This window comes from Spirillospora sp. NPDC048819, from assembly GCF_040650055.1.
In the GTDB taxonomy this organism is placed as follows: domain Bacteria; phylum Actinomycetota; class Actinomycetes; order Streptosporangiales; family Streptosporangiaceae; genus Spirillospora.
Genome location: NZ_JBEZGN010000029.1, coordinates 34,516 through 56,769, shown reverse-complemented (window position 1 = coordinate 56,769; position 22,254 = coordinate 34,516). Strand labels below are relative to the sequence as shown.

Sequence of the window (22,254 nt, the reverse complement as noted above, 5' to 3'; positions counted from 1 at the left end):
GTGTACGTGTGAAGTTCCCCCTGATGTTGGCCTGAAACCTTCGGCGATCCTGGTTCGCATGAGCTTGCCATCAGGTTAGCTAACTATCGCCGTGTTTTATGCAGTAATTGTATGGTCTTCGTCTGCACTGCTGCGTATTCTCATGGTTGGGAGATATGGGGACACCGACGACCGCCGGGGAGGCGGCGTAAACTTCGCCGCACCTTCCCGGGGGAAGGAAGACTCCGTGAGCACTGACCGTTCCGCGGCGCGGCCGTCGTGGAGGCGCACGGCCTCGCACGGCGGCACCGGCCTCCTGAACGCGAAGGTGACGACCCCCGTGACGCTCCTCGCCGTGCTGCTGGGGTACGCGCTGGACGGCTCGCCGGGGGCCGTGATCACCGGTGGCCTGACGTTCCTGTCGTTTCCCGCGGTGACGATGACGAACGCGTTCGTCCAGTTCATGAGGGCCGGGACGCTCCAGGAGTCGCCCGGCCCCCCGGCCATCGCGGCGGCGGGAGTCCGGCCGGCCGCGCGCGTACCGGACGTCCGGTACGACGGGTCGACGTTCTGGGGGACGCTGACCCCGGACGAGCGGCAGGCGCTCGTCGCGCGGGCGCACCCGCACGAGTTCCGCAAAGAGGACGTGCTGTGCCGCGAGGGCGGGTCCGCCGCCGAGGTGATCGTGATCCTGTCCGGCTGGACCCGGGTGTGGGTCGAGGACGGCCCCGAGCAGCGGATCATCGCGTTTCGAGGGGCGGGCGAACTCGTCGGGGAACGGGCGGCGCTGATGGTCAAGGACCGGTCCGCCACCGTCACCGCCGAGGGCGACGTCCAAGCCCTGCGGGTCGAGGCCCGCGACTTCGCGGTGTTCCTGGACGAGAACCCGCGCGTGCGGGCCGTCCTGGAGCAGCAGGTCTACCGCCGGCAGACCGAGAAGCCCGCGCCGGGCGTCCTGCCCGACTGGTCCGGGGGCAACTGCACGGTGCTGATCACCGACATCACCGGGTTCAGCTCACCGTCGCGCACCGACGCCGACCGCCGGTACGTACTGGAGGCCATGTACCGGCTGCTGGACGAGGCGTTCGCCGCGTCCGGCCTGGCCCTGTCGGACTTCTACCAGGAGGACCGCGGCGACGGCGCGCTCATCGTCGTCCCGCCGACGACGCCGACCGAGGCCGTCGTCGACCCGATGCTCGCGCACCTGGCCGCGTCGCTGCGCCGCCACAACCGGCGCGCCGGCGAGGCCACCCGGATGCGGCTGCGGGCCGCGCTGCACGTGGGGCCCGTGCAGCGCGGACCGAAGGGCGTGTCCGGCATCTCGATCATCACGGCGCGGCGGATGGTGGACGCGCCCGCGGTGAAGAAGCGGGTCGCCGAGACCGGCGCCGACCTGGCGTTCGTCGCCTCCGACTTCGTCTTCGACACGGTGATCACGACCGCCCCCGGGTTCGTCGACCCCGGCCGCTACGCGCGGGTCCGGGTGCGGGTGAAGGAGACGTCGCTGTCGGCATGGCTCACGCTCGAAGGCGGGGAGTCCCGGCTCAGGGCCGTCTGAGGGCGGGTCAGGCGGCCACCACATCCTGGTAGTCGGGGTGCTTCTCGATCCACTTCTTGATGAACGGGCACACCGGGACCGCGGACAGGTTCCTGGCCCGGAGGTCGTCCAGGACGCCGCGCGCGAGCGAACCGCCCACTCCCCTGCCGCCGAACGCGGGGTCGACCTCGGTGTGGACGAGGGCGACCGTGCCCTCGCCCGGCTCGTACGCGACGAACCCGGCGAGTTCGCCGTCCAGCCTGATCTCGTAGCGGCTCTGCTCGGCGTTGTCGGTGATCTCAGTGCTCATGCCCCCGATAATGCCCGGCGGGCGCCGCGCATTCCCGATCAGGCCGCGTCGTAGCCCGCGCGGAGGAGGCAGTAGGTGACGGCCTCTTCCAGGGCCTGCCAGGACGCGGCGATGACGTTGTCCTCGACGCCTACCGTGCCCCACTCGCGTTCGCCGTCGCTGGACTCGATGAGCACCCGCGTCCGGGCGTCGGTGCCGTGGGCGCCCTCCAGGATGCGGACCTTGTAGTCGACGAGCTCCAGCCGCGCCAGCTCCGGGTAGAGGCGGCCGAGCGCGACGCGCAGCGCGTTGTCGAGGGCGTTGACGGGGCCGTTGCCCTCGCCCGTCGCGATGATCCGCTCGCCCTTGGCGTGCAGTTTGACGGTGGCCTCGCTGACCATGGAGCCGTCGGGACGGCGCTCCACGATCGACCGCCACGACTCGACCTCGAAGTGCCGCTGCCGGACGCCGGTCAGCTCCTCGCGCAGCAGCAGCTCGAAGGAGGCGTCGGCGGCCTCGAAGGTGTAGCCGGTGTTCTCCAGCTCCTTGACCTTGTCCACGACGGCCTTGGCCTTCTCGCCGGACAGGTCGTAGCCCAGCTCGCGGCCCTTCAGCTCGACCGAGGCGCGCCCGGCCATGCTGGAGACCAGCATCCGCATGTCGTTGCCGACGGCGGACGGGTCGATGTGCTGGTACAGGTCCGGGTCGATCTTGATGGCGGACGCGTGCAGGCCCGCCTTGTGGGCGAACGCCGACAGGCCCACGTACGGCTGCTGCGAGCCGGGCGCGACGTTGGTGACCTCCGAGACGGCGTGCGCGATGCGGGTCATCTCGCCGAGCTGGGCGTCGGTGACGAGGTTCATGCCGCGCTTGAGCTGGAGGTTCCCGATGACCGTGAACAGGTTGGCGTTGCCGCTGCGCTCGCCGTACCCGTTCGCGCAGCCCTGGACGTGGGTGGCGCCCGCCTTGACGGCCGCGAGGGAGTTGGCGACCGCGCAGCCCGAGTCGTCGTGGCAGTGGATGCCGGCCCGCACACCGGCGGAGACGACCTCGTGGACGACGTCGGCCAGCTCGTCCGGCAGCATGCCGCCGTTGGTGTCGCAGAGCGCGACGACGTCCGCGCCGGCCTCGGCGGCGGTGCGGACGGCCTCCAGCGCGTAGGCGCGGTTGGCCTTGTAGCCGTCGAAGAAGTGCTCGGCGTCCAGGAAGACTCGTTGGCCCTCCGCACGCAGGTGGGAGACCGTGTCGCGGATCATCGCGAGGTTCTCCTCCAGGGTGGTGCGGAGGGCCAGCTCGACATGCCTGTCGTGACTCTTGGCGACAAGGGTCACGACGGACGCGCCGGATTCGCGCAGCGCGGCCACCTGCGGGTCGTCGGCGGCCTTCACACCGGCCCGGCGGGTCGCGCCGAACGCGGTGAGCTGCGCGTGCCTCAGGTCGAGCTCTGTTCGAGCGCGCCTGAAGAACTCGGTGTCCTTGGGGTTGGCGCCGGGCCAGCCGCCCTCGATGAAGCCGACGCCCAGGTCGTCGAGGTGCCGTGCGATGGCCAGCTTGTCGGGCACGGAGAGGTTGAGCCCCTCCTGCTGCGAGCCGTCGCGCAGGGTGGTGTCGTAGACGTGGAATGCGTCGCCTTGCATGGTGTGGAACCCCCAAAGCGGGTGATCAGCGCCAGGGCACAAAAAAGACCCCTCACGGACGTGAGAGGTCTGCGCGCCGGCGTCGTCCTGTTAGCTGCTGCCGGCGCGCCAGCCGATAATCACGAGGCTGTGGCGCATGATGTCCATCAGTCTGCCACACGGTTCGCATGCTCGTGCCGCGCGTCTCGGATGCTGAGACGCCTTTGCCCCGGCGCGAAGGGCGCCGGGGCTGCGCGAACGTCCGGATCAGACGATTCCGTGGACCCAGCCGTAGGGGTCGGGGCGAGTCCCGTACTGGATGCCGACCAGCTCCTGGCGCAGCCGCATCGACAGCTCGCCGGGCTCGCCGTCACCGATCGTCCACTCGCGGTCGGCGCCCTTGACCCGGCCGACCGGACTGATGATCGCGGCGGTGCCGCAGCCGAACACCTCGGTGATCTCGCCGGACTCGCAGCCGGACTGCCACTCGTCGATGCTGATCTTGCCCTCCTCGGCGGGGACGCCGAGGTCGGGGGCCATTTTGAGCATGGAGTCGCGGGTGACGCCGGCGAGGAGCGTCCCGGTGAGGGCGGGGGTGAGGAGCCGTGCCCGCGCGCCGGAGCCGTAGACGAACATGAGGTTCATCGACCCGACCTCCTCGACCCAGCGGTGCTCCACCGCGTCGAGCCAGACGACCTGGTCGCAGCCCTGCTCGACGGCCTCGGCCTGGCCGGCGAACGAGGCCGCGTAGTTGCCGCCGAACTTGGCCTCGCCGGTGCCGCCGGGGGCCGCGCGGGTGTAGTCCTGCGACAGCCACACCGAGACGGGCTTGATCCCGCGCGGGTAGTACAGGCCGGACGGGGACGCGATCACCATGAAGAGGAACTCGTTCGCCGGGCTGTTGACGCCGAGCGCGCGGGTGGTGGCGAACATGAACGGCCGCAGGTAGAGGCTGTGCCCCTCGGCGTCGGGCACCCAGTCCTTGTCGGTGCGGACGAGCAGTTCGACGGCGTCGACGAACAGCTGCTCGGGGATCTCCGGCATCGCCATCCGGTGGGCGGAGCGGTTCATCCGGGCCGCGTTCATGTAGGGCCTGAAGGTGACGATCGACCCGTCCGGCTGCCGGTAGGCCTTGAGGCCCTCGAAGAGTTCCTGCGCGTAGTGGAACACCTGGCTGGCCGGGTCCATCGGGATCGGCCCGTACGGTTCGAGCCGCGCGTCGTGCCAGCCACGGTCCGCCGAATAGCGGATCGTGACCATGTGGTCGGTGAAATGGCGCCCGAAGCCGGGATCGGCCAGGACGCGCTCGCGTTCGGCGGCGGTCGCGGGCCGCTGGTTGCGCGTGATCTCGAAGTCCAGGGTGGTGCTCATCGCGGTTCGTCCTCTCGCGGATCGCCGGGGCGGCCCCATCGCCGCTTCGGCTTCCTTAGTCCCTATTGTCGTACTTCGTCTAGACCCACTCCCCAACGCACGCGGCGCATACGGAAAACCGGGCGCGCCGCGAGGGCACGCCCGGAGTTCCCTGTCCTGGCCAGAGAGGCGTGCCCCTAGCCGGATACTCGCTTGGCGATCGCGTCGCCGATCTGGGCGGTGGACCGTGCGCCGAGGGCGGCGCGCTCGGCCAGATCGTCGGACACGGCCTGCTCGACGCGGCGGGCGGCGGCGCCCGCGCCGACGTGGTCAAGCAGCATGGCGACGGACAGGATCGTGGCGGTGGGGTCGGCCTTGCCCTGCCCGGCGATGTCGGGGGCGCTGCCGTGCACCGGCTCGAACATCGACGGCGCGGTCCGGTCGGGGTTGACGTTGCCGGACGCGGCGAGGCCGATGCCGCCGGCGATCGCGGCGCCGATGTCGGTGATGATGTCGCCGAACAGGTTGTCGGTGACGACCACGTCGAACCGCTGCGGCTGGTTGACGAAGAACATCGTCGCCGCGTCGACGTGGCAGTAGTCGGTGGTGACCTGCGGGTACTCCTCGGCGACCCGCTTGAGGACGCGCTGGTAGAGGTCGCCCGCGAAGGTGAGCACATTGTCCTTGTGGACGAGCGTCAGCTTCCGGCGGGGCCGGGACGCGGCCACCTCGAAGGCGTACCGGACGACCCGCTCGACCCCGAAGGCGGTGTTGACGCTCTCCTGCGTGGCGACCTCGTGCGGGGTGCCCTTGCGCAGCACGCCCCCGACGCCGGTGTAGGGGCCTTCGGTGCCCTCCCGGACGACGACCATGTCGATGTCCTCGGTCGCCACGCCCGCCAGCGGAGTCTCGACGCCCGGGAACAGCTTCACCGGGCGCAGGTTGACGTAGTGGTCCAGCTCGAACCGGGTCCGCAGCAGCAGCCCGCGCTCCAGGACGCCGCTCGGCACACCCGGGTCGCCGACGGCGCCCAGCAGGATGACCTCCTGCTCGCGCAGCTCGTCCAGCACCGAGTCGGGCAGCGTCTCCCCCGTCCGGTGCCAGCGGGCCGCGCCCAGGTCGTAGGAGGTCTGCTCGAACGCGAGGTCACCGGACGGAGCGACCGCATCAAGGACCTTCAGTCCCTCGGCGACCACCTCGGGGCCGATCCCGTCACCCGGGATGACGGCCAGACGAATGCTGCGGGAAGCCATGCGCGCACTCTACTGCAAACGTCTCAGTGCTTGGGCTTTCATCTCAAATACCGGGACGATCGTCTCGGAGGCCGCAATCACCGCACATGCCGCCACCTGGGACGCGGTAGTACAGACAGCAATTGTGCCGGACGAACCCGTCCCGCCCGATAGACCCCGCCCCGGCCAGGGGTTCACGTGCGAGCAGGTCCCGGACGATGGCGCCCCGAGAGCCGGCCGGCCCGACGTTCAGGCTTCCGGCGAGCGCGGAGGCCGCGTTGCCCCACAGCAGCCCGTCCGCGAGGCCGGCGAAGGACAGGATCGCCTCGCTCAACGGCCGGAGTTGCCCGTCCACGACCATGGGATGGATGAGGCCGGCGGCCTCCGCGGCGTCCTCGACACGCCACCCACGCGGCTCACCGAGCCCCAGGGCGAGGGCCTCACCCGGCGCCCACCGCCACCGCAGCCCCGACAGGTCGGGCACGACCCCGCGCCCCGCCGCCGCCACGACCGGCGACCACACCCTCGAAGCGAGCCCTTGAAACAGAATCGACGCGGCGACCCGCAGTTCGTCCGTCCCCAGCCGCTCGCGGTACTCCTCCGCCACGGCGAGAAGCCGACCGCCGTCCACCTCGGGAAAGGGCCGCCAGGCCGCGCCCACCCCGGTAGCGATCTCGAAGTAGGGCCCGAGACGAGCAACGTCGTCAAGGACCTTCACAACCTCGGCCGGACGGGCTTCAAGCGCCATAGTGCCCAGTGTGCAGGCCCACGGACGCGCTGACGGAGGCAGGGACGAGCGAAGCGAGGCTCAGTCTGCTCTTCTGTCGAGGGCGGTCTGCAGGGCGCGGGCCGCTTCCTCCTGGGCGTCGTCGTCGGCGGGCGCGTTGTTCCAGGTCTCGTTCATGTCGCTCCGATCGCTGTGCTGGTGGCCAGAGGGCCGCCGGGAATCCGTGGTTCGCACGGTCCGGCGCGAAATCGGACTCACGGCCAGGCAGAACCTCCGCAGCGGGTGCCGGCCTGCCGAAGATCAGGCCCCGCTGCGGCAGCGAAGGATTACCACGTAACGCCGCATGACTACCTGCGAGATTACCCCGCGTCAGGTGGAGTGTCCCGACCCGTGGCGGAAAATCTCAATGGCTGAGACGAGTTCCGGGTGAAAAGCACCGCGGGCGGGCGGCCGGCGCGCTGCCGGACCGCCCGCCCGCGGTGACGGACGAGTCTCAGTTCTCCAGGTCGACGCGGCGGCCCATGTCGGCGCCGACCTCGCGGGTGATGGCGTCGACGAGCTGCGGCCCGATCGCCGAGTCGACGGTCAGCGCGATCAGCGCCCTGCCGCCCTTGGCGTCCCGGCCGACCTGCATGCCGGCGATGTTGACCTCTTCGTCGCCGAGGAGCTTGCCGACCCGGCCGACGATGCCGGGGCGGTCGACGTAGGAGAAGAACGCCATGTGCTCGGTCGGCACCAGCTCCATGTTGTAGCCGTTGATCTCGATGATCCGCTCGGCGTGCTTCGGGCCGGTGAGCGTGCCGGACACCGACACGACCGAGCCGTCGGCCATCGTGCCGCGCACCTGCACGACGTTGCGCCAGTCGGGGCTGTCCTCGCTGGTGGTGAGGGTGACCTCGACGCCGCGGTCGCGGGCCATCAGCGGCGCGTTGACGAACGTCACCGTCTCCTCGATCACGTCCACGAACACGCCCTTGAGCGCGGCCAGCTCCAGCACCTTGACGTCGTGCTCGGCGATCTCGCCGCGGACCACGACGTCCAGCCGGACCGGGACGCCGCCGGCGAGGGCGGTGAAGATGCGGCCGAGCTTCTCGGCGAGCGGCAGGCCGGGCTTGACGTCCTCGGCGACCGCGCCGCCCTGCACGTTGACCGCGTCCGGGACGAACTCGCCGGACAGCGCCAGCTTCACCGAGCGGGCGACCTGCGTGCCCGCCTTCTCCTGCGCCTCATGGGTGCTGGCGCCGAGGTGCGGGGTGACCACGACGCTGTCGTGGTGGAACAGCGGGCTCTCGGTGCACGGCTCGGTGCTGAACACGTCGATGCCGGCGCCGGCGACCCGGCCGTCCTTGAGGGCGAGTTCGAGGGCGGCCTCGTCCACGATCCCGCCGCGGGCGGCGTTGACGATCCGCACGGTCGGCTTGACCTGGTGCAGCTCGCGGTCGCCGATGAGGCCGAGGGTCTCGGCCGTCTTCGGCAGGTGGACGGTCATGAAGTCGCTCTCGCGGAGCAGCTCGTCAAGCGTGACGAGTCTCACGCCGAGCTGGGCGGCGCGGGCGGCCTGCACGTAGGGGTCGAACGCGATCACGTTCATGTCGAAGGCGGCGAGGCGCTGCGCGACCAGGACGCCGATGCGGCCGAGGCCGAGCACGCCGACGGTCTTGCCCTGCAGCTCCACGCCGGTGTACTTGGACCGCTTCCATTCGCCCTGCTTGAGCGCGCTGTGGCCCTGCGGAACGTTCCGCGCTGTCGCGAGCAGCAGCGCGATGGCGTGCTCGGCGGCGGTGACGATGTTGGACGTCGGCGCGTTGACGACCATGACGCCGGCTTTGGTGGCGGCCTCGACGTCGACGTTGTCGAGGCCGACGCCGGCGCGGGCGACGACGCGCAGCGCCTTGGCGTGCTGGAACACCTCGGCGGTGACCTTGGTGGCACTGCGCACGATGAGCGCGTCGACATCGGCGACGGCGGGCAGCAGCCGCTCGCGGTCGCCGCCGTCGACGTGGCGGACCTCGAAGTCGGCCTCCAGGACGGCGATGCCAGCCGGGGAGAGTTCTTCTGCGACGAGGACGACGGGCTTACTCAAGGAAACAGTCCTTCGAAAGTGGATGTTCGTGTGGTGTGTGCAGGTGAAGTCGCGAGTCACCTCGTCGTGCCCTCGCCCCCACGCGAGTGTATCTCCCGCCGGCGAGCGCGATTCGCGGCAGGGAGACACCCACCGGTAACTCCGGTTCGTCCCGCCCGCGTGCGGCCGTGCCCGCCTGCGCGCGGCCGTGTCCGGTCAGGCCGCGTTGGGTTCCGGCATCGCGGCCAGGACGGACGCGACCCGCTCGGCGTCGGCGACGTGGACGTGCGGGACGTCCACGAACACCCGCAGCGGCCCCGCCGGCAGCCCCAGCTCGTCGGCGACCCGCACCTGCACCTCGCGGAGCGGGATGTAGGCGAGGTAGCCGCGGTGAACGTTCTGCGACCGGAACATCGCCGTCATGATCAGCCGGTAGCCGCGGATGCGGAACGACAGCGCCGTCAGGCACGGCAGCCCGTCGGCCGGCTCGCCCGGGATCGTCAGCGAGATCCACGCGCTCGTCGTCCACGGCCTGGCCCGCAGCAGGTCCACCACCCAGCGGATCTGGTCGTTGCCCTGCAGGTCGTGCAGCCTCGGCCAGTACCGCCCGCGGACGGTGCTGCGGGTGCGCTCCTGGGCGCGCCGCACGAGCCGGGCCCGGTCGCCGTGCTCGTGCAGGATCGGGTCCTCCCAGCTCAGCGAGGCGACCTCGAACAGCACCGGCGGGCCCTCGATGATGGGCCCGGTGTCCTCCATGCCGGCCTCGCCGGCGGTCCAGACATGCCGCAGGACGCCGATCCACGCCTGCCCGCAGGTCTCCCAGCGCCGGACGTCCTTGTCCGCTCCCGCCGGCACGTCACGACTCCCCGCCATAATTCGTCCCATGACGGGCGACGCGGATCCGGGAATTACCTGCCGGGGGCATTGACACGCGGGGGATGAATTCCGCCTCCGCTCCGGCCCGTGACCTTCGTTCGTTCTTGAACAGCATCACACCACTCATGCACTCCGCCCCAACACCGCTCCGGCGGCGGTCACATGAGCGTTCGCGCAGGTTCCCCCGCGCCGGCCGCGGCCGTCACGGCTTTCTTCAAGTATCAGGCAAAGTGCGCCGAAAGGATAGGGTAATTTATCCGGACGGTACCTTCACCGGCATTCTGACGTGTGCCACGGCCGTTGGTCACTTTGGACCCTTGTCCAAAGGATCGTGATTATCCCTCACCTTGGGCGGGGGACGTCCCGGTGCAGCACGATGTACCCCTCTCGCCGGAAGACCGCGCGGTACCCCTCGGCCTCCAGTTCCGCCACCCGCCGCTTCTGGGCGGCCACGTCCGGGAACGGGAACTCGATCCGCCCGACGTAGGCGATGACCCAGGGCGCGCCGCGTGAATGCTCGTCCCACAGCAGGACGCGGGCACGGGTCGTCAGCGCCGGGCCGACGCCGTTGGCCGCCTCGACGAGCGCACCGTCCGGGATCTTCGCGGCCGCCGCGGCGGCCGCGCGGGCCCGGTCGTTCGGCCGCCACAGCGCGGGATCGGCCAGATGGCGGTACGCGAAGAACGGCACGCAGACGATCACCGCGGCCAGGACCGCCGCCATCGGCAGAATGGGCGGGAGCCGTTCCGCCGCCCGGATCCTGCCGCGCAGCCGCGCGGCGCCGTCCACCGCCGCCAGGACGAGCACGGCGATGATGAAGGCGTTGTAGTGGTAGTCGGGTTCCCACCAGTTGCCGAAACGGCTGTTGAGCATGCGTTCGGCCAGCATCGGCAGCGCGACTAGCGTCAGCGGCGACGCCAGCGGCAGCAGGAGCAGCGGCAGGACGAGCAGCGCCATCGTGAGGATCTTCTGCGGCGGGGTGCCGAGAACGGCCACGACGTCCCACGGATGGGTGAGCGCGTGGACGGCCGCGTGCGGCAGGTCGGGGCCGAGTGACCCGTACGCCCAGTAGTAGTCGTTGTCCCCGCCGAACGCCGTGATGAGGACCTGGGAGGAGATCCACGTCGCGACCAGCCCGACCACGACGTGGGCGAGCCCCGCGCGCCGGTCGCCGTGCTCGGCGCGGCGCGTGAGCAGGTACAGGCCGAACCCCGCGAGCAGCAGGCCCATGTCCTCTTTGACCAGCAGCAGGACGAACGCCGCGACCGCCGCCTGCCCTCGCCGCCCCGCGTCGTGCCGCTCGATCATCAGCGCCGACAGCAGCGGCACGAACGCGACCTCGTGGAAGTCGAACGCGAGCGCCTCGGCGATCGGCCACGACAGCGCGTAGGCGCCCCCGGCGCAGTACGCGGCGCCGGCACCGAGCCGCCGCTCGGTGAACCGCCAGATCGGCAGGATGCCGAGCGCGAGCAGGACGGCCTGCGCGAGCAGCAGGGTCACCGGCCCGTCGTGGATCCAGTAGAGCGGCGCCAGCAGGACGAGGATCGGCGAGAAGTGGTCGCCGAGGACGGAGAAGTCCGGCCCGAAGCCGTTGTGGACGCCCTTGACCATGGCGACGGGCAACTCGAACCGGCTGTACGAGCGGATCGCCTGGTCGAAGATGACGAGGTCGTAGCTGCCCGTCCGGAACGCGCGCAGCCGCATCAGCGAGTACGCCGCGTACAGCGCCGCGCTCGCCGCGACCATCGCCGCGAGCGCCGCCCGGCGGCGTGCGGACGGTCCCCGGCGGCCCGCCGGGACCTCGTCGACGGGGCCCTCGACCGCAACCGCCTCAGCCACGCGCCGGACGCTATCAGCCGCCCCCGGCGCGCAGAGCCCCGCATCGTGAGGAAGGCAGGTCGCCGTAACCGGACGGCTACACCGAGCAGGCGCCGATGGAGACACGCCATCGAGATTTCACTGTGAGCGATGACTCGGAGCCTTAACGTGATCGATGTCCCCGGCCGATCAGGAGAGAACGTGAGCTCGGACTGCACCATCAGCGTCCTGCGCGACGTCCTGCGCGTGTACGACCACCGCTACCTGAGCCTCGACCGGCTCCAGCGCGAGCGGCTCGTGGACGGCACCCGCCACGTCATAGGCGAGGAGGGGCTGAGCGAGGCGGCGCGCGCCGCCATGCCCGCCTCGGTCCGGCTCAGGGCGTTCTGCATCCAGCACGGCCTGCGCGAGGAGCTGGAGCGGCTGATCCGCGACGAGATCGAGGGCGCTCCGGCGGGCGCCGTCGTGGTCGGCGGCCGGATCTACGCCATGTACCCGTACCTGCGCGGCGTTCCCCGGCAGGACGCCGACATCACCACCGAGGTCGGCGTCGACCACCGGCTGGACGCGGTCGCCTGGCAGGGCAAGAAGATCCGGATCCGCGGCGTCGCGGCGCTCCAGCGCGTCGAGACGAACCGGACGGTCGTGGACGTCATCCTGCGGGAACGCACGTCCGGAAAGGAGCACGGTTTCCCCGCCGAGCCCCGGCCGGAGCGGCCCGGCGCGTTCGAGGCCGTCGCCGACCCGGTCGCGGTGGAACCGGGACGCTGGGACGTGCACGTCGCGACGACGGCGCTCGGGGTGACACGCGAGGCCCGCTTCGGCTCCGTGCGCGCCGAGGGGCTGAAGACCTCACCGCAGGGCCGTGCGACGGGCACGGGGAACGCCACGGTGTACTTCACCAGGGGCGGCCATCTGGCCCTGAATGTGACCGGCGAACCCGCCGACACCTCGTGGCGCACCAGGCTCCGCCACCGCTTCGGACGCTGAACCGCGGCGCGCCGGCCCCCGGGGAACCCGTTCCAGGGCCGGCACGCCGCGGATCAGCGGGAGACGCTAGTCGTTGAGCCAGCTCATCATCGGGCGCAGTTCGGCGCCCGTCTTCTCGATGGGGTGCTCGGCGAGCTCCTCGCGGTACTGGCCGAACTGCTTCTGGCCGCCCTCGAACTCGTCCACCAGCTCCTTGGCGTACTGCCCGGACTGGATCTCGCCGAGGATCTTCTTCATCGCGGCCTTGGTCTCCGGCGTGATCACGCGCGGGCCGCGGCTGTAGCCGCCGTACTCGGCGTTGTCGGACACCGACCAGTACATCTTCGAGATGCCGCCCTCGTAGATCAGGTCGATGATCAGCTTCAGCTCGTGCAGGACCTCGAAGTAGGCGACCTCCGGCTGGTAGCCGGCCTCGGTCAGCACCTCGAACCCGGTCTTGATCAGCTCGGAGACGCCGCCGCACAGCACCGTCTGCTCGCCGAACAGGTCGGTCTCGGTCTCCTCGGTGAAGGTGGTCTTGATGCCGCCCGCGCGCAGGCCGCCGATCGCCTTGGCGTAGGACAGGGCCAGCGGCCAGGCGCCGCCGGTCGGGTCCTTCTCCACCGCCACGATCACCGGGACGCCGCGGCCGGCGACGAACTGGCGGCGGACGAGGTGGCCCGGGCCCTTCGGCGCGACCATCGCCACGTCCACGCCCTCCGGGGGCTGGACGAGGTCGTAGCGGATGCTGAAGCCGTGCCCGAAGAACAGCGCGTCGCCCTCGACGAGGGCGGGCTTGATGTCCTTCTCGAAGATCTCCCGGTGGTGGTGGTCGGGGGCCAGCAGCATGATGAGGTCGGCCTCCTCGGCCGCCTCCGCCGGGGTGACGACGCGCAGGCCCTCGGCCTCCGCCTTCTCCCTGCTGGCCGACCCCTCGCGGAGCCCGACCCGCACGTCGACGCCGGAGTCGCGCAGGGAGAGCGCGTGCGCGTGCCCCTGGCTGCCGTAACCGATGATCGCGACGTGCCGGCCCTGGATGACGCTCAGGTCGGCGGCGTCGTCGTAGAACATCTCAGCCACAGTGCTATTGCCTTTCGTTGATGTGGTTGTGTCACGCGCTCAGGCGTGCAGTTCCGGTGCGGCACGCGGGTTCAGGCACTGCGCTCGATCGCCCGCAGCGAGCGGTCGGTGATGGACCGGGCGCCGCGGCCGATGGCCACCATGCCCGACTGCACCAGTTCCTTGATGCCGAACGGCTCCAGGACCTTGATGAACGCGTCCAGCTTGTCGCGGTTCCCGGTGGCCTCGATCGTGACGGCGTCCGGCGCGACGTCCACCACCTTCGCACGGAACAGCTGGACGGTCTCCAGGACCTGCGAGCGCGTCTCGGCGTCGGCGCGCACCTTGACCAGCACGAGTTCGCGCTGGACGGACGCCGAGGAGTCCAGCTCGACGATCTTCAGGACGTTGATCAGCTTGTTGAGCTGCTTGGTGACCTGTTCGAGGGGAAGGTCGGCGACGTTCACCACGATCGTCATCCGGGAGATCTCCGGGTGCTCGGTCACGCCGACCGCGAGGGACTCGATGTTGAAGCCGCGCCGGGAGAACAGCGCCGCGACCCGGGCCAGGATGCCGGGCTTGTTCTCCACCAGCACCGACAGGGTGTGCAGGCTCATCGTGGTCAGTCTCCGTTCTCCCACTCGGGCGCCATGTCCCGCGCGATCTTGATGTCGTCGTTGGTGGTGCCGGCCGCGACCATCGGCCAGACCATGGCGTCCTTGTGCACGATGAAGTCGATCACGACGGGGGCGTCGTTGATCTCCATTGCCTTGGCGATGACGTCGTCGACGTCCTCGGCCTTCTCACAGCGCAGGCCGACACAACCGTACGCCTCGGCGAGCTTCACGAAGTCGGGGATGCGCTTGGCCGCGTGCAGATTCGTGTTGGAGTACCGCTCGTTGTAGAACAGCGTCTGCCACTGCCGGACCATGCCGAGGTTCCCGTTGTTGATCACGGCGATCTTGACGGGGATGCCCTCGATCGCGCAGGTCGCGAGCTCCTGGTTGGTCATCTGGAAGCAGCCGTCGCCGTCGATCGCCCAGACCGCCGTGTCGGGCGCGCCGACCTTGGCGCCCATCGCCGCCGGGACGGCGTAACCCATCGTCCCCGCGCCGCCGGAGTTCAGGAACGCGCCGGGGCGCTCGTACTTGATGAACTGCGCGGTCCACATCTGGTGCTGGCCGACGCCCGCGACGTAGTACGCCTCCGGCCCGGCGAGCTTCCCGATGCGCTCGATGACGTACTGCGGGGACAGCGACCCGTCGTCGGGGACGTCGTAGCCCAGCGGGTACGTGTCGCGCCACGCGTCGAGCTGCCGCCACCAGTCGGTGTAGTCGCCCTTGTGCCCCGCCTCGTGCTCGTTCTGGACGGCGACGATGAGGTCGGCGATGACCTCGCGGGCGTCCCCGACGATCGGGACGTCGGCGTGCCGGTTCTTGGAGATCTCCGCCGGGTCGATGTCGGCGTGCACGATCTTGGCGTCCGGCGCGAACCCGTCCAGCTTCCCGGTGACGCGGTCGTCGAACCGGGCGCCGAGGGTGATCAGCAGGTCGGACCGCTGCAGCGCGCCGACCGCGCCGACGCCGCCGTGCATGCCCGGCATGCCCATGTGCAGCGGGTGGCTGTCGGGCAGCGCGCCCTTGGCCATCAGGGTGGCGACGACGGGCGCGCCGGTCAGCTCGGCGAGCACCTTCAGCTCGGCGGACGCGTTCGCCTTGAGGACGCCGCCGCCGACGTACAGCACCGGGCGCTTGGCCTGGACGATCAGCCGCGCCGCCTCCCGGACCTGCTTGGAGTGCGGCCGGGTGACCGGCCGGTATCCGGGCAGCTGGAGCGCGACGGGCCATTCGAAGTCGACGGTGGCCTGCAGGGCGTCCTTGGCGATGTCGACGAGGACCGGTCCAGGACGGCCGGTGCCGGCGATGTGGAAGGCCTCGGCGATCGTCCGGCCGATGTCGGCGGCCTTGGTCACCAGGAAGTTGTGCTTGGTGATCGGCATCGTGATGCCGGCGATGTCGGCCTCCTGGAAGCCGTCCGTCCCGATGAGGGAGGACGCCACCTGGCCGGTGATGGCCACGATCGGCACCGAGTCCATGTAGGCGTCGGAGATCGCCGTGACGAGGTTGGTCGCGCCCGGCCCGCTGGTGGCCATGCACACGCCCACCTTGCCGGTCACCATCGCGTAGCCCTGGGCCGCGTGCCCGGCGCCCTGCTCGTGCCGGACGAGGATGTGGCGCAGCTTCGCGGAGTCGAAGAGCGGGTCGTAGGCCGGGAGGATCGCGCCGCCCGGGATGCCGAACACCGTGTCGACGCCGACGTTCTCCAGGGCGCGGACAAGCGCCTGGGCTCCCGTCATCTGTTCGGTCGTCATGATCTGCGTTTCCTTGGGGAGTGGGTGAATGTTCTCATCCCGCTTGTCGCCGGAGGCCGTCACCCGGTGCCGGTGGCCGAGGATGAAACAGTGTTCAGTTGGGGTCTCCGGGCAACAAAAAACCCCCGCCGCCGTGAGGCGGTCGAGGGGAGGCGCGCAGGACGAGAAGCTCGGTCAGCCTGCGCGCCGACCAAGTACTACGAGGATGGTGATGGTGCTCTGCACGAGCCCACTTTCGCCGATGTCGGGCCCCCGGTCAAATCCGTGGACGCTTTGTCTCAAATGTCGAGACAGCCGTGTCGCCGGCCGGCGCTCCCGGACGGGGCGGCTCAGCCCGGAAGGGGCAGCGGGACGTCACCGGACTGGTCGTGCGCCTCCAGGTTCGTCCGCACCAGCGACTCGACCCGCCCGGCCGCCATCGGGCGCGCCACCAGGAACCCCTGGCCGCGCGGGCAGCCCATCTCGCGCAGCAGCTCCAGCTGCTCGGGCCGCTCGATGCCCTCCGCCACCACGGTCAGCCCGAGGTCGCTGCCGAGCCGCACGATCGTCCGGGTGAGCAGCGTCAGCGTTTCGTCCGAGCCGAGGCCCGCCACGAACGACGGGTCGATCTTGATGATGTCGACCGGGAGCTGCCCGAGGTAGGCGAGCGAGGCGTACCCGGTGCCGAAGTCGTCGATCGCGAGCCGGACGCCGAGGTCGCGCAGCTCCGACAGGCGCTCCACGTTCTGGCCCGCGTCCTCGACGAGGACCTCCTCGCGCACCTCCAGCGTGAGCGCCTGCGGCGGGAGCCCGGTCTCCTCCAGCGCCGCCGCGACCGACTCCACGAACCGGGGCGCGCCGATCTGCCGGGCGGTGAAGTTCACCGACAGGCCGACGTCCCAGGAGTCCCCGCGCCACCGGGCGACCTCGCGGCACGCCTCCCGCAGCACCCAGTCGCCGAGCGGGACCATCAGGCCCGACTCCTCCGCCGGGCCGATGAACTCCTCCGGCGGCACCGACTCGCCGCCCCGCCACCAGCGCAGCAGCGCCTCCACGCCGGTCACCCGGGACGTCGCGAGGTCCACCACCGGCTGGAACTCGATCGCGAACTCCTCCTCGGCCAGCGCCTGCTGGAGGTCGCTGCCGAGCTCCAGCCGCCGGACGACGTCGGCGTGCATGTGCGGCGCGTACACCTCGACGCGCCCGCCGCCGAGCTCCTTCGCGCGGGCCATCGCCAGGTCGCCGTTGCGCAGCAGGTCCGCGGCGGTGCGGCGGAGCCGGCGTTCCGCCTCGGAGCCGTTGCCGCCGGAGGCGCCCGCGGGCTGCTCCTCGTCCCCGGCGAACGCTATGCCGACACTCGCCGTCAGCACGATGTGCTTGTTGCCGACCTGATAAGGGTCGGCCGAAAGCGCCCGCAGGAGCCGTCCGGCGAGCTCGACTGTGGCGCGCGTCTCACCGTCGTCCGGCGGGAGCTGGACCAGGACGGCGAACTCGTCGCCGCCCCAGCGGGCCACCGTGTCGTCCGACTGGACGTTGGCGCGCAGCCTCCGGGCGGCCTGCGCCAGCACCTGGTCGCCGGCCGCGTGCCCGTCGGAGTCGTTGACCGCGGTGAAGCCGTCGAGGTCGACGAACACGACCGCGACCTCGCCGCCGGACGGCTGCCGCGACAGCACCTCCCGGGTACGCTCCTCGAAGTAGGACCGGTTGGGCAGGCCCGTCAGGCCGTCGTGGAAGGTCAGGTGCGCGACCTGCCGCTGCAGCGCCGCCTGCTCGCTGAGGTCCCGCGTGGTGACGAGCAGCCGCGCGGGGGCGCCGTCGGAGCCGCTGTAGCGCGAGATCGTCGACTCGGTCGGCAGCCACGTCCCGTCCGCCGCCCGGATCCGGCACGACACGCGCAGCGCCTCGTCGACCGCCTCGTCGTCCAGGACCCCGAGGAACACCTCCTGGACGCGCGGCAGGTCCTCCGGGTGGACGATCTCGTGCAGCGGGCGCCCGAGCAGTTCCTCGGGCTCGTAGTGGTACGTCCGCAGGGCTCCGGCGCTGGCGTACTGGACGACGGCGTCCAGGTCGCAGATGAGGACCGCGTCGTTGATGCTCTCCGACAGGGCCCGGAAGTGCTCCTCGCCGGTGTCCACGGCCCGGCGCAGCTCGTCGTTCTCCCGCAGCAGGCCCGCCAGCCGCGCGATCAGCACCAGCGCCGCCGAGCCCGCCGCGATCGAGATGCCGGGTTCGAGGCCGTTGCGCCCGGTGAGCGAGTGGCCCGCGATGAACAGGGCGGCCGCGGCGGCGATCGCGGCGGGCGCGATGCCCGGCCCGATCATCCGGCCGCACTCCTCGCCGGACCGCGCGGTCCCGTCCGGCTCGCCCGCGTCCTCGGGTATGTCGTCGACGGGCGGTTCGGCGGCGGGGCCCGTCCACGGCACCAGCAGCAGGAGCAGCAGCCCGGCGAGGCGCAGGATGTCGGACGGGTCGTCGGACGGCCGGCCGCCGTCCAGCCGGACGAACGTCGTCACGATGTCGGCGACCGCGATGGCCGTCAGCGCGCCGTACCCCATCCAGGCGAGCCGGCGATGCCCGCGCGCGGCGCCGAGGACGAACGGCAGCGCGCCGCAGACGAACACGACGCCGATCAGCGGGTACAGCAGTTCCAGCAGGAACTCCGTCGGGGACTCCCCCGACCTGTGGTAGAGCGTGCCGAACAGCGCGACCCAGCCGAGCACGAACAGCGCGCAGGCGCAGACATAGGTGTCGGCCGCGTACCGCAGCCACGTCCCCGCTTCGCGGGGCAGCCGGATCGGCGCGACCAGCCCGACCACCAGCGCGACCAGGGCGAAAAGGTAGAACAGGTCCGGTACCGACAGCGACAGGGCGCTGCGGCCCCGCCCGTCGGACAGGGCGCCGCCGAGGGCGCCGAGGAACCAGGACGCGGCGGCGATGCCGTACCACCGCCAGGAGGCGCGCCAGAGCCCGCCCCGGGCCGCGTCCGCCGGCCCGCCGTCCGGACGCCGCGCCGACAGCAGCAGGGAGATCGCGGCGGCGCCCGCGGCGCCCGCCTCGGCCCAGGCGATGAAGGCGCTCCCGCCCCAGCCGAGCAGCGAACCGGTGGCGTACAGGACGCCGACGACCGCGGCCATGGCGACCGGCAGCGCACGCGGCGGAACCCGCCTGGCGTATTCGCCGCTCATCGCGCCGTGTCCCTTCCTGCCCCGGTGGAGCGTTCGGTCCCTGCCGACGCAGCACCGCGCCAGGGGAGAATCCGGGTTCACGACCCTCACCGCACGGATAACGGTCGGAAGGTCCTGAATCGTGCCCCGCGCAGGGGTCGGCGCGGGCCGGTGGCGAATACGTCGGCTTCGCCTGCCGGAGATCAGCGACGTCGCTGCACTGCGGGATCACCGTGTCGCTCAATGTACGTTCGGTAGGTCACGGAGCGATTGAGGCTGAGCGTCCTCCCGGCGACAAACGACCTTGTCGAAGAACGATTTGGGACGTCCGAAAGCTGATCGTCCCCGATGCGGCGCCATTTCCGGCAACACGCTGAGTGACCTCGTTCGGACGCAGGTATCGCACTGTGACGGGAATGATCCTCACCCGGTTGGAACGGCGGGCCGCTCGAATCCGTACTACCTACGGGAGGCGTACATGCGAAGGCACACGATCGTCCTGACCTCGGCCGCGGTGGCCCTGGCGGCCTGCTCGTCCCCGTCCGGCGGCGGGGACGGGGACGGCGGCGCGCACACGCCGCCCCCGCTGACGGCCGCCAGCCCGACAGGGACGGGCGGCGGTTCCGGCGAACCCGGCGAACCACGCGCGGTCGCCACCGACCTGGAGGTCCCGTGGGCGGTGGCGTTCCTGCCGGGCGGCGACGCCCTCGTGACCGAACGCGACAGTAGCCGCCTTGTGCGCGTCACCCCGTCCGGCGGCAAGACGACCGTCGCCACGGTGCCCGGTGTGGAGCCCGGCGGCGAAGGCGGCCTGATGGGCGTCGCGGTCTCCCCGAACCACTCCAGCGACAAGCTCATCTACCTGTACTTCACGGCCGCATCCGACAACCGCGTCGTCCGCGCGACCTACGACGGCGGCGACCTCGGCACCCTCGACCCCATCGTCACCGGCATCCCGAAGGGCGGCAACCACAACGGCGGCCGCATCAAGTTCGGCCCCGACAAGATGCTCTACATCACCACCGGCGAGACCGGCGACACCGGCCTGTCCCAGGACAAGGACTCCCTCGGCGGCAAGATCCTCCGCGTCACCCCCGACGGGGAACCCGCCCCCGACAACCCCTTCGGCAACCGCGTCTGGACGTACGGCCACCGCAACGTCCAGGGCCTCGCATGGGACGACAAGGGCCGCCTCTACGCCACCGAGTTCGGGCAGAACCAATTCGACGAGATCAACCTCATCGAGAAGGGCAAGAACTACGGCTGGCCCGAGGTCGAGGGCATGGGCGACCGTGAAGGTTTCACCGACCCCCTCCTCACCTGGACGACCGACGAGGCGTCCCCGTCCGGCCTCGCCTACGCGAACGGCTCCCTCTGGGCCGCCGCCCTCCGCGGCCAGCGCCTGTGGCAGGTCCCCCTCGACGACGGCAAGGCGGGGCGGCCCACCGCCCACTACAACTCCGACTACGGCCGTCTCCGCGCCGTCGTCCAGGCGCCCGGCGGCTCCCTCTGGTTCACCACCAGCAACGAGGACGGCCGAGGCGACCCCGCGCCCGACGACGACCGAATCCTCACCGTCTCCCCGAGTTGAGCTGGCGGCCCAGCGGGGCGGCGCACTCGTCGGAGAACCGGCGAACCTCCCGGCCGGCATGCACGGTGAAGAGGCGATCAGCCGGCCGGGAGCGAGACCCGGCCGGCTGCGCAGGAGACCTGGCCGCCCTATCGGCGGTCGCGGCATCAGGAGGCGCCGAGCTTCTCCAGGATGAGTTCGCGGGCGCGGCCGGCGTCGGCCTGGCCGCGGGTGGCCTTCATGACGGCGCCGACGAGGGCGCCGGCCGCGGCGACCTTCCCGGCGCGGATCTTGTCGGCCACGTCGGCGTTGTCGGCGATGACCTGCTCGATCACGGACGCGAGTTCGCCGTCGTCGCTGACGACCTTCAGGCCCCGGGCGGCGACGACCTCGTCCGGGGTGCCCTCACCGGCGAGGACGCCCTCGAACACCTTGCGGGCCAGCTTGTCGTTCAGCTCCCCCGCCGTGATCATCGCCTGGACGCGGGCGACCTGCTCGGGCGTGATGGGCAGGTCGGCGAGCTCGACGCCCTGTTCGGTGGCGCGGCGGGACAGCTCGTTCATCCACCACTTGCGGGCGGCGCCGGCGTCGGAGCCGCGCGCGATCGTGGCCTCGATGAGGTCGACGGCACCGGCGTTGACGACGTCCCGCAGCTCCAGGTCGGACAGGCCCCACTCCTTCTGGATGCGGCGGCGGCGCGCGGCCGGAAGCTCCGGCAGCGACGCGCGCACCTCCTCGACCCACTCCCGGGACGGCGCCATCGGCACCAGGTCGGGCTCGGGGAAGTAGCGGTAGTCCTGCGCCTCCTCCTTGCTGCGGCCGCTGGTGGTGCGGCCGGTGTCCTCGTGGAAGTGGCGGGTCTCCTGCACGATGCGCCCGCCGTCCGACAGCACGCCCGCCTGCCGTTCGATCTCCGACCGGACGGACCGCTCCACCGAACGCAGCGAGTTGACGTTCTTGGTCTCCGTGCGGGTGCCCCACTCCGTCGCGCCCCGCGGCATGAGCGAGACGTTGACGTCGCAGCGCATCGACCCCTGCTCCATGCGCACGTCCGACACGTCCAGCGACCGGACCAGCTCGCGCAGCTCCGTCGCGTACGCGCGGGCCACGAGCGGAGCCTTGTCGCCCGTCGCGACGATCGGCCTGGTGACGATCTCGACGAGCGGGATCCCGGCCCGGTTGTAGTCGACCAGCGAGAACTCGGCGCCGTGGATGCGGCCGGTCGTGCCGCCCACGTGCAGCGACTTGCCGGTGTCCTCCTCCATGTGGACGCGCTCGATCTCGACCCGGTACGTCTCGCCCTCGACCTCGACGTCCAGGTACCCGTTGACGCACAGCGGCTCGTCGTACTGGGAGATCTGGAAGTTCTTCGGCATGTCCGGATAGAAGTAGTTCTTCCGGGCGAACCTGCACCACTCCACGATGTCGCAGTTCAGCGCGAGCCCGATCTTGATGATGCCCTCGATCGCGGCGTGGTTGGTGACCGGCAGCGCACCGGGCAGCCCCAGGCACACCGGGCAGACCTGCGTGTTCGGCTCGGCGCCGAACCCGGTCGGGCAGCCGCAGAACATCTTCGACGCGGTGCCCAGCTCGATGTGGGTCTCGATCCCGAGCACCGGCTCGAACCTGGCGAGCGCCTCGTCGTAGTCCATCAGC

General features: G+C 71.0%; 16 protein-coding genes. 3 read left to right on the top strand and 13 right to left on the bottom strand.

Annotated features, from left to right (window positions below):
* The first annotated feature begins 226 nt into the window (after positions 1 to 226).
* Entirely contained in the window at positions 227 to 1,537 is a 1,311-nt protein-coding gene (locus tag AB0C35_RS31450; protein WP_358463785.1) for a cyclic nucleotide-binding domain-containing protein, read from the top strand.
* Positions 1,538 to 1,544: 7 nt separating this feature from the next.
* On the opposite strand, the gene AB0C35_RS31445 is transcribed toward AB0C35_RS31450, so the two are convergent.
* The 8 genes from AB0C35_RS31445 to AB0C35_RS31410 all read right to left on the bottom strand — a co-directional run bounded on the left by AB0C35_RS31445 (position 1,545) and on the right by AB0C35_RS31410 (position 11,507).
* Positions 1,545 to 1,826, bottom strand: coding sequence for a GNAT family N-acetyltransferase (locus tag AB0C35_RS31445; protein ID WP_358463782.1), 282 nt, complete (start codon positions 1,824 to 1,826; stop codon positions 1,545 to 1,547).
* A 38-nt stretch (positions 1,827 to 1,864) separates the two neighbouring features.
* Entirely contained in the window at positions 1,865 to 3,442 is a 1,578-nt protein-coding gene (cimA, locus tag AB0C35_RS31440; RefSeq protein WP_358463779.1) for a citramalate synthase, read from the bottom strand.
* Between the two features lie 246 nt (positions 3,443 to 3,688).
* The gene (locus AB0C35_RS31435) at positions 3,689 to 4,792 is read right to left on the bottom strand and encodes a branched-chain amino acid aminotransferase (protein ID WP_358463776.1); all 1,104 of its coding nucleotides are present in this window, start codon (positions 4,790 to 4,792) and stop codon (positions 3,689 to 3,691) included.
* Positions 4,793 to 4,968: 176 nt separating this feature from the next.
* On the bottom strand, positions 4,969 to 6,024 hold the full coding sequence (locus AB0C35_RS31430; protein WP_358463773.1) for a 3-isopropylmalate dehydrogenase: 1,056 nt from the start codon (positions 6,022 to 6,024) through the stop codon (positions 4,969 to 4,971).
* Positions 6,025 to 6,067: 43 nt separating this feature from the next.
* Entirely contained in the window at positions 6,068 to 6,751 is a 684-nt protein-coding gene (locus AB0C35_RS31425; protein ID WP_358463770.1) for a (2Fe-2S)-binding protein, read from the bottom strand.
* 472 nt (positions 6,752 to 7,223) lie between these two features.
* Positions 7,224 to 8,813, bottom strand: coding sequence for a phosphoglycerate dehydrogenase (gene serA / locus AB0C35_RS31420; RefSeq protein ID WP_358463767.1), 1,590 nt, complete (start codon positions 8,811 to 8,813; stop codon positions 7,224 to 7,226).
* A gap of 195 nt (positions 8,814 to 9,008) precedes the next feature.
* A complete protein-coding gene (locus AB0C35_RS31415; protein ID WP_358463765.1) occupies positions 9,009 to 9,647 on the bottom strand; it encodes a hypothetical protein in 639 nt (212 codons plus the stop codon).
* A 363-nt stretch (positions 9,648 to 10,010) separates the two neighbouring features.
* Positions 10,011 to 11,507, bottom strand: a complete 1,497-nt coding sequence (locus AB0C35_RS31410; protein ID WP_358463762.1) for a DUF2079 domain-containing protein — start codon at positions 11,505 to 11,507, stop codon at positions 10,011 to 10,013.
* A 180-nt stretch (positions 11,508 to 11,687) separates the two neighbouring features.
* Between AB0C35_RS31410 and AB0C35_RS31405 the strand changes: the two genes are divergently transcribed.
* On the top strand, positions 11,688 to 12,476 hold the full coding sequence (locus AB0C35_RS31405) for a hypothetical protein (protein ID WP_358463759.1): 789 nt from the start codon (positions 11,688 to 11,690) through the stop codon (positions 12,474 to 12,476).
* 66 nt (positions 12,477 to 12,542) lie between these two features.
* On the opposite strand, the gene ilvC is transcribed toward AB0C35_RS31405, so the two are convergent.
* The 4 genes from ilvC to AB0C35_RS31385 all read right to left on the bottom strand — a co-directional run bounded on the left by ilvC (position 12,543) and on the right by AB0C35_RS31385 (position 19,049).
* Positions 12,543 to 13,526, bottom strand: coding sequence for a ketol-acid reductoisomerase (gene ilvC / locus AB0C35_RS31400; RefSeq protein WP_358463756.1), 984 nt, complete (start codon positions 13,524 to 13,526; stop codon positions 12,543 to 12,545).
* A gap of 80 nt (positions 13,527 to 13,606) precedes the next feature.
* Positions 13,607 to 14,131 carry an acetolactate synthase small subunit gene (gene ilvN / locus AB0C35_RS31395; RefSeq protein ID WP_358463753.1) on the bottom strand — a complete coding sequence of 175 codons (525 nt, stop codon included), beginning with the start codon at positions 14,129 to 14,131 and terminating at the stop codon, positions 13,607 to 13,609.
* A gap of 5 nt (positions 14,132 to 14,136) precedes the next feature.
* Positions 14,137 to 15,948, bottom strand: a complete 1,812-nt coding sequence (locus AB0C35_RS31390) for an acetolactate synthase large subunit (RefSeq protein ID WP_358463750.1) — start codon at positions 15,946 to 15,948, stop codon at positions 14,137 to 14,139.
* Between the two features lie 266 nt (positions 15,949 to 16,214).
* On the bottom strand, positions 16,215 to 19,049 hold the full coding sequence (locus tag AB0C35_RS31385) for an EAL domain-containing protein (protein WP_358463747.1): 2,835 nt from the start codon (positions 19,047 to 19,049) through the stop codon (positions 16,215 to 16,217).
* Between the two features lie 457 nt (positions 19,050 to 19,506).
* Here AB0C35_RS31385 and AB0C35_RS31380 point away from each other — a divergent pair, with 457 nt between their 5' ends.
* On the top strand, positions 19,507 to 20,619 hold the full coding sequence (locus AB0C35_RS31380; protein WP_358463744.1) for a PQQ-dependent sugar dehydrogenase: 1,113 nt from the start codon (positions 19,507 to 19,509) through the stop codon (positions 20,617 to 20,619).
* A gap of 146 nt (positions 20,620 to 20,765) precedes the next feature.
* Here the strand turns inward: AB0C35_RS31380 and gatB are convergent, their stop codons facing one another.
* Positions 20,766 to 22,250 carry an Asp-tRNA(Asn)/Glu-tRNA(Gln) amidotransferase subunit GatB gene (gene gatB / locus AB0C35_RS31375; RefSeq protein ID WP_358464023.1) on the bottom strand — a complete coding sequence of 495 codons (1,485 nt, stop codon included), beginning with the start codon at positions 22,248 to 22,250 and terminating at the stop codon, positions 20,766 to 20,768.
* Positions 22,251 to 22,254: the final 4 nt, after the last annotated feature.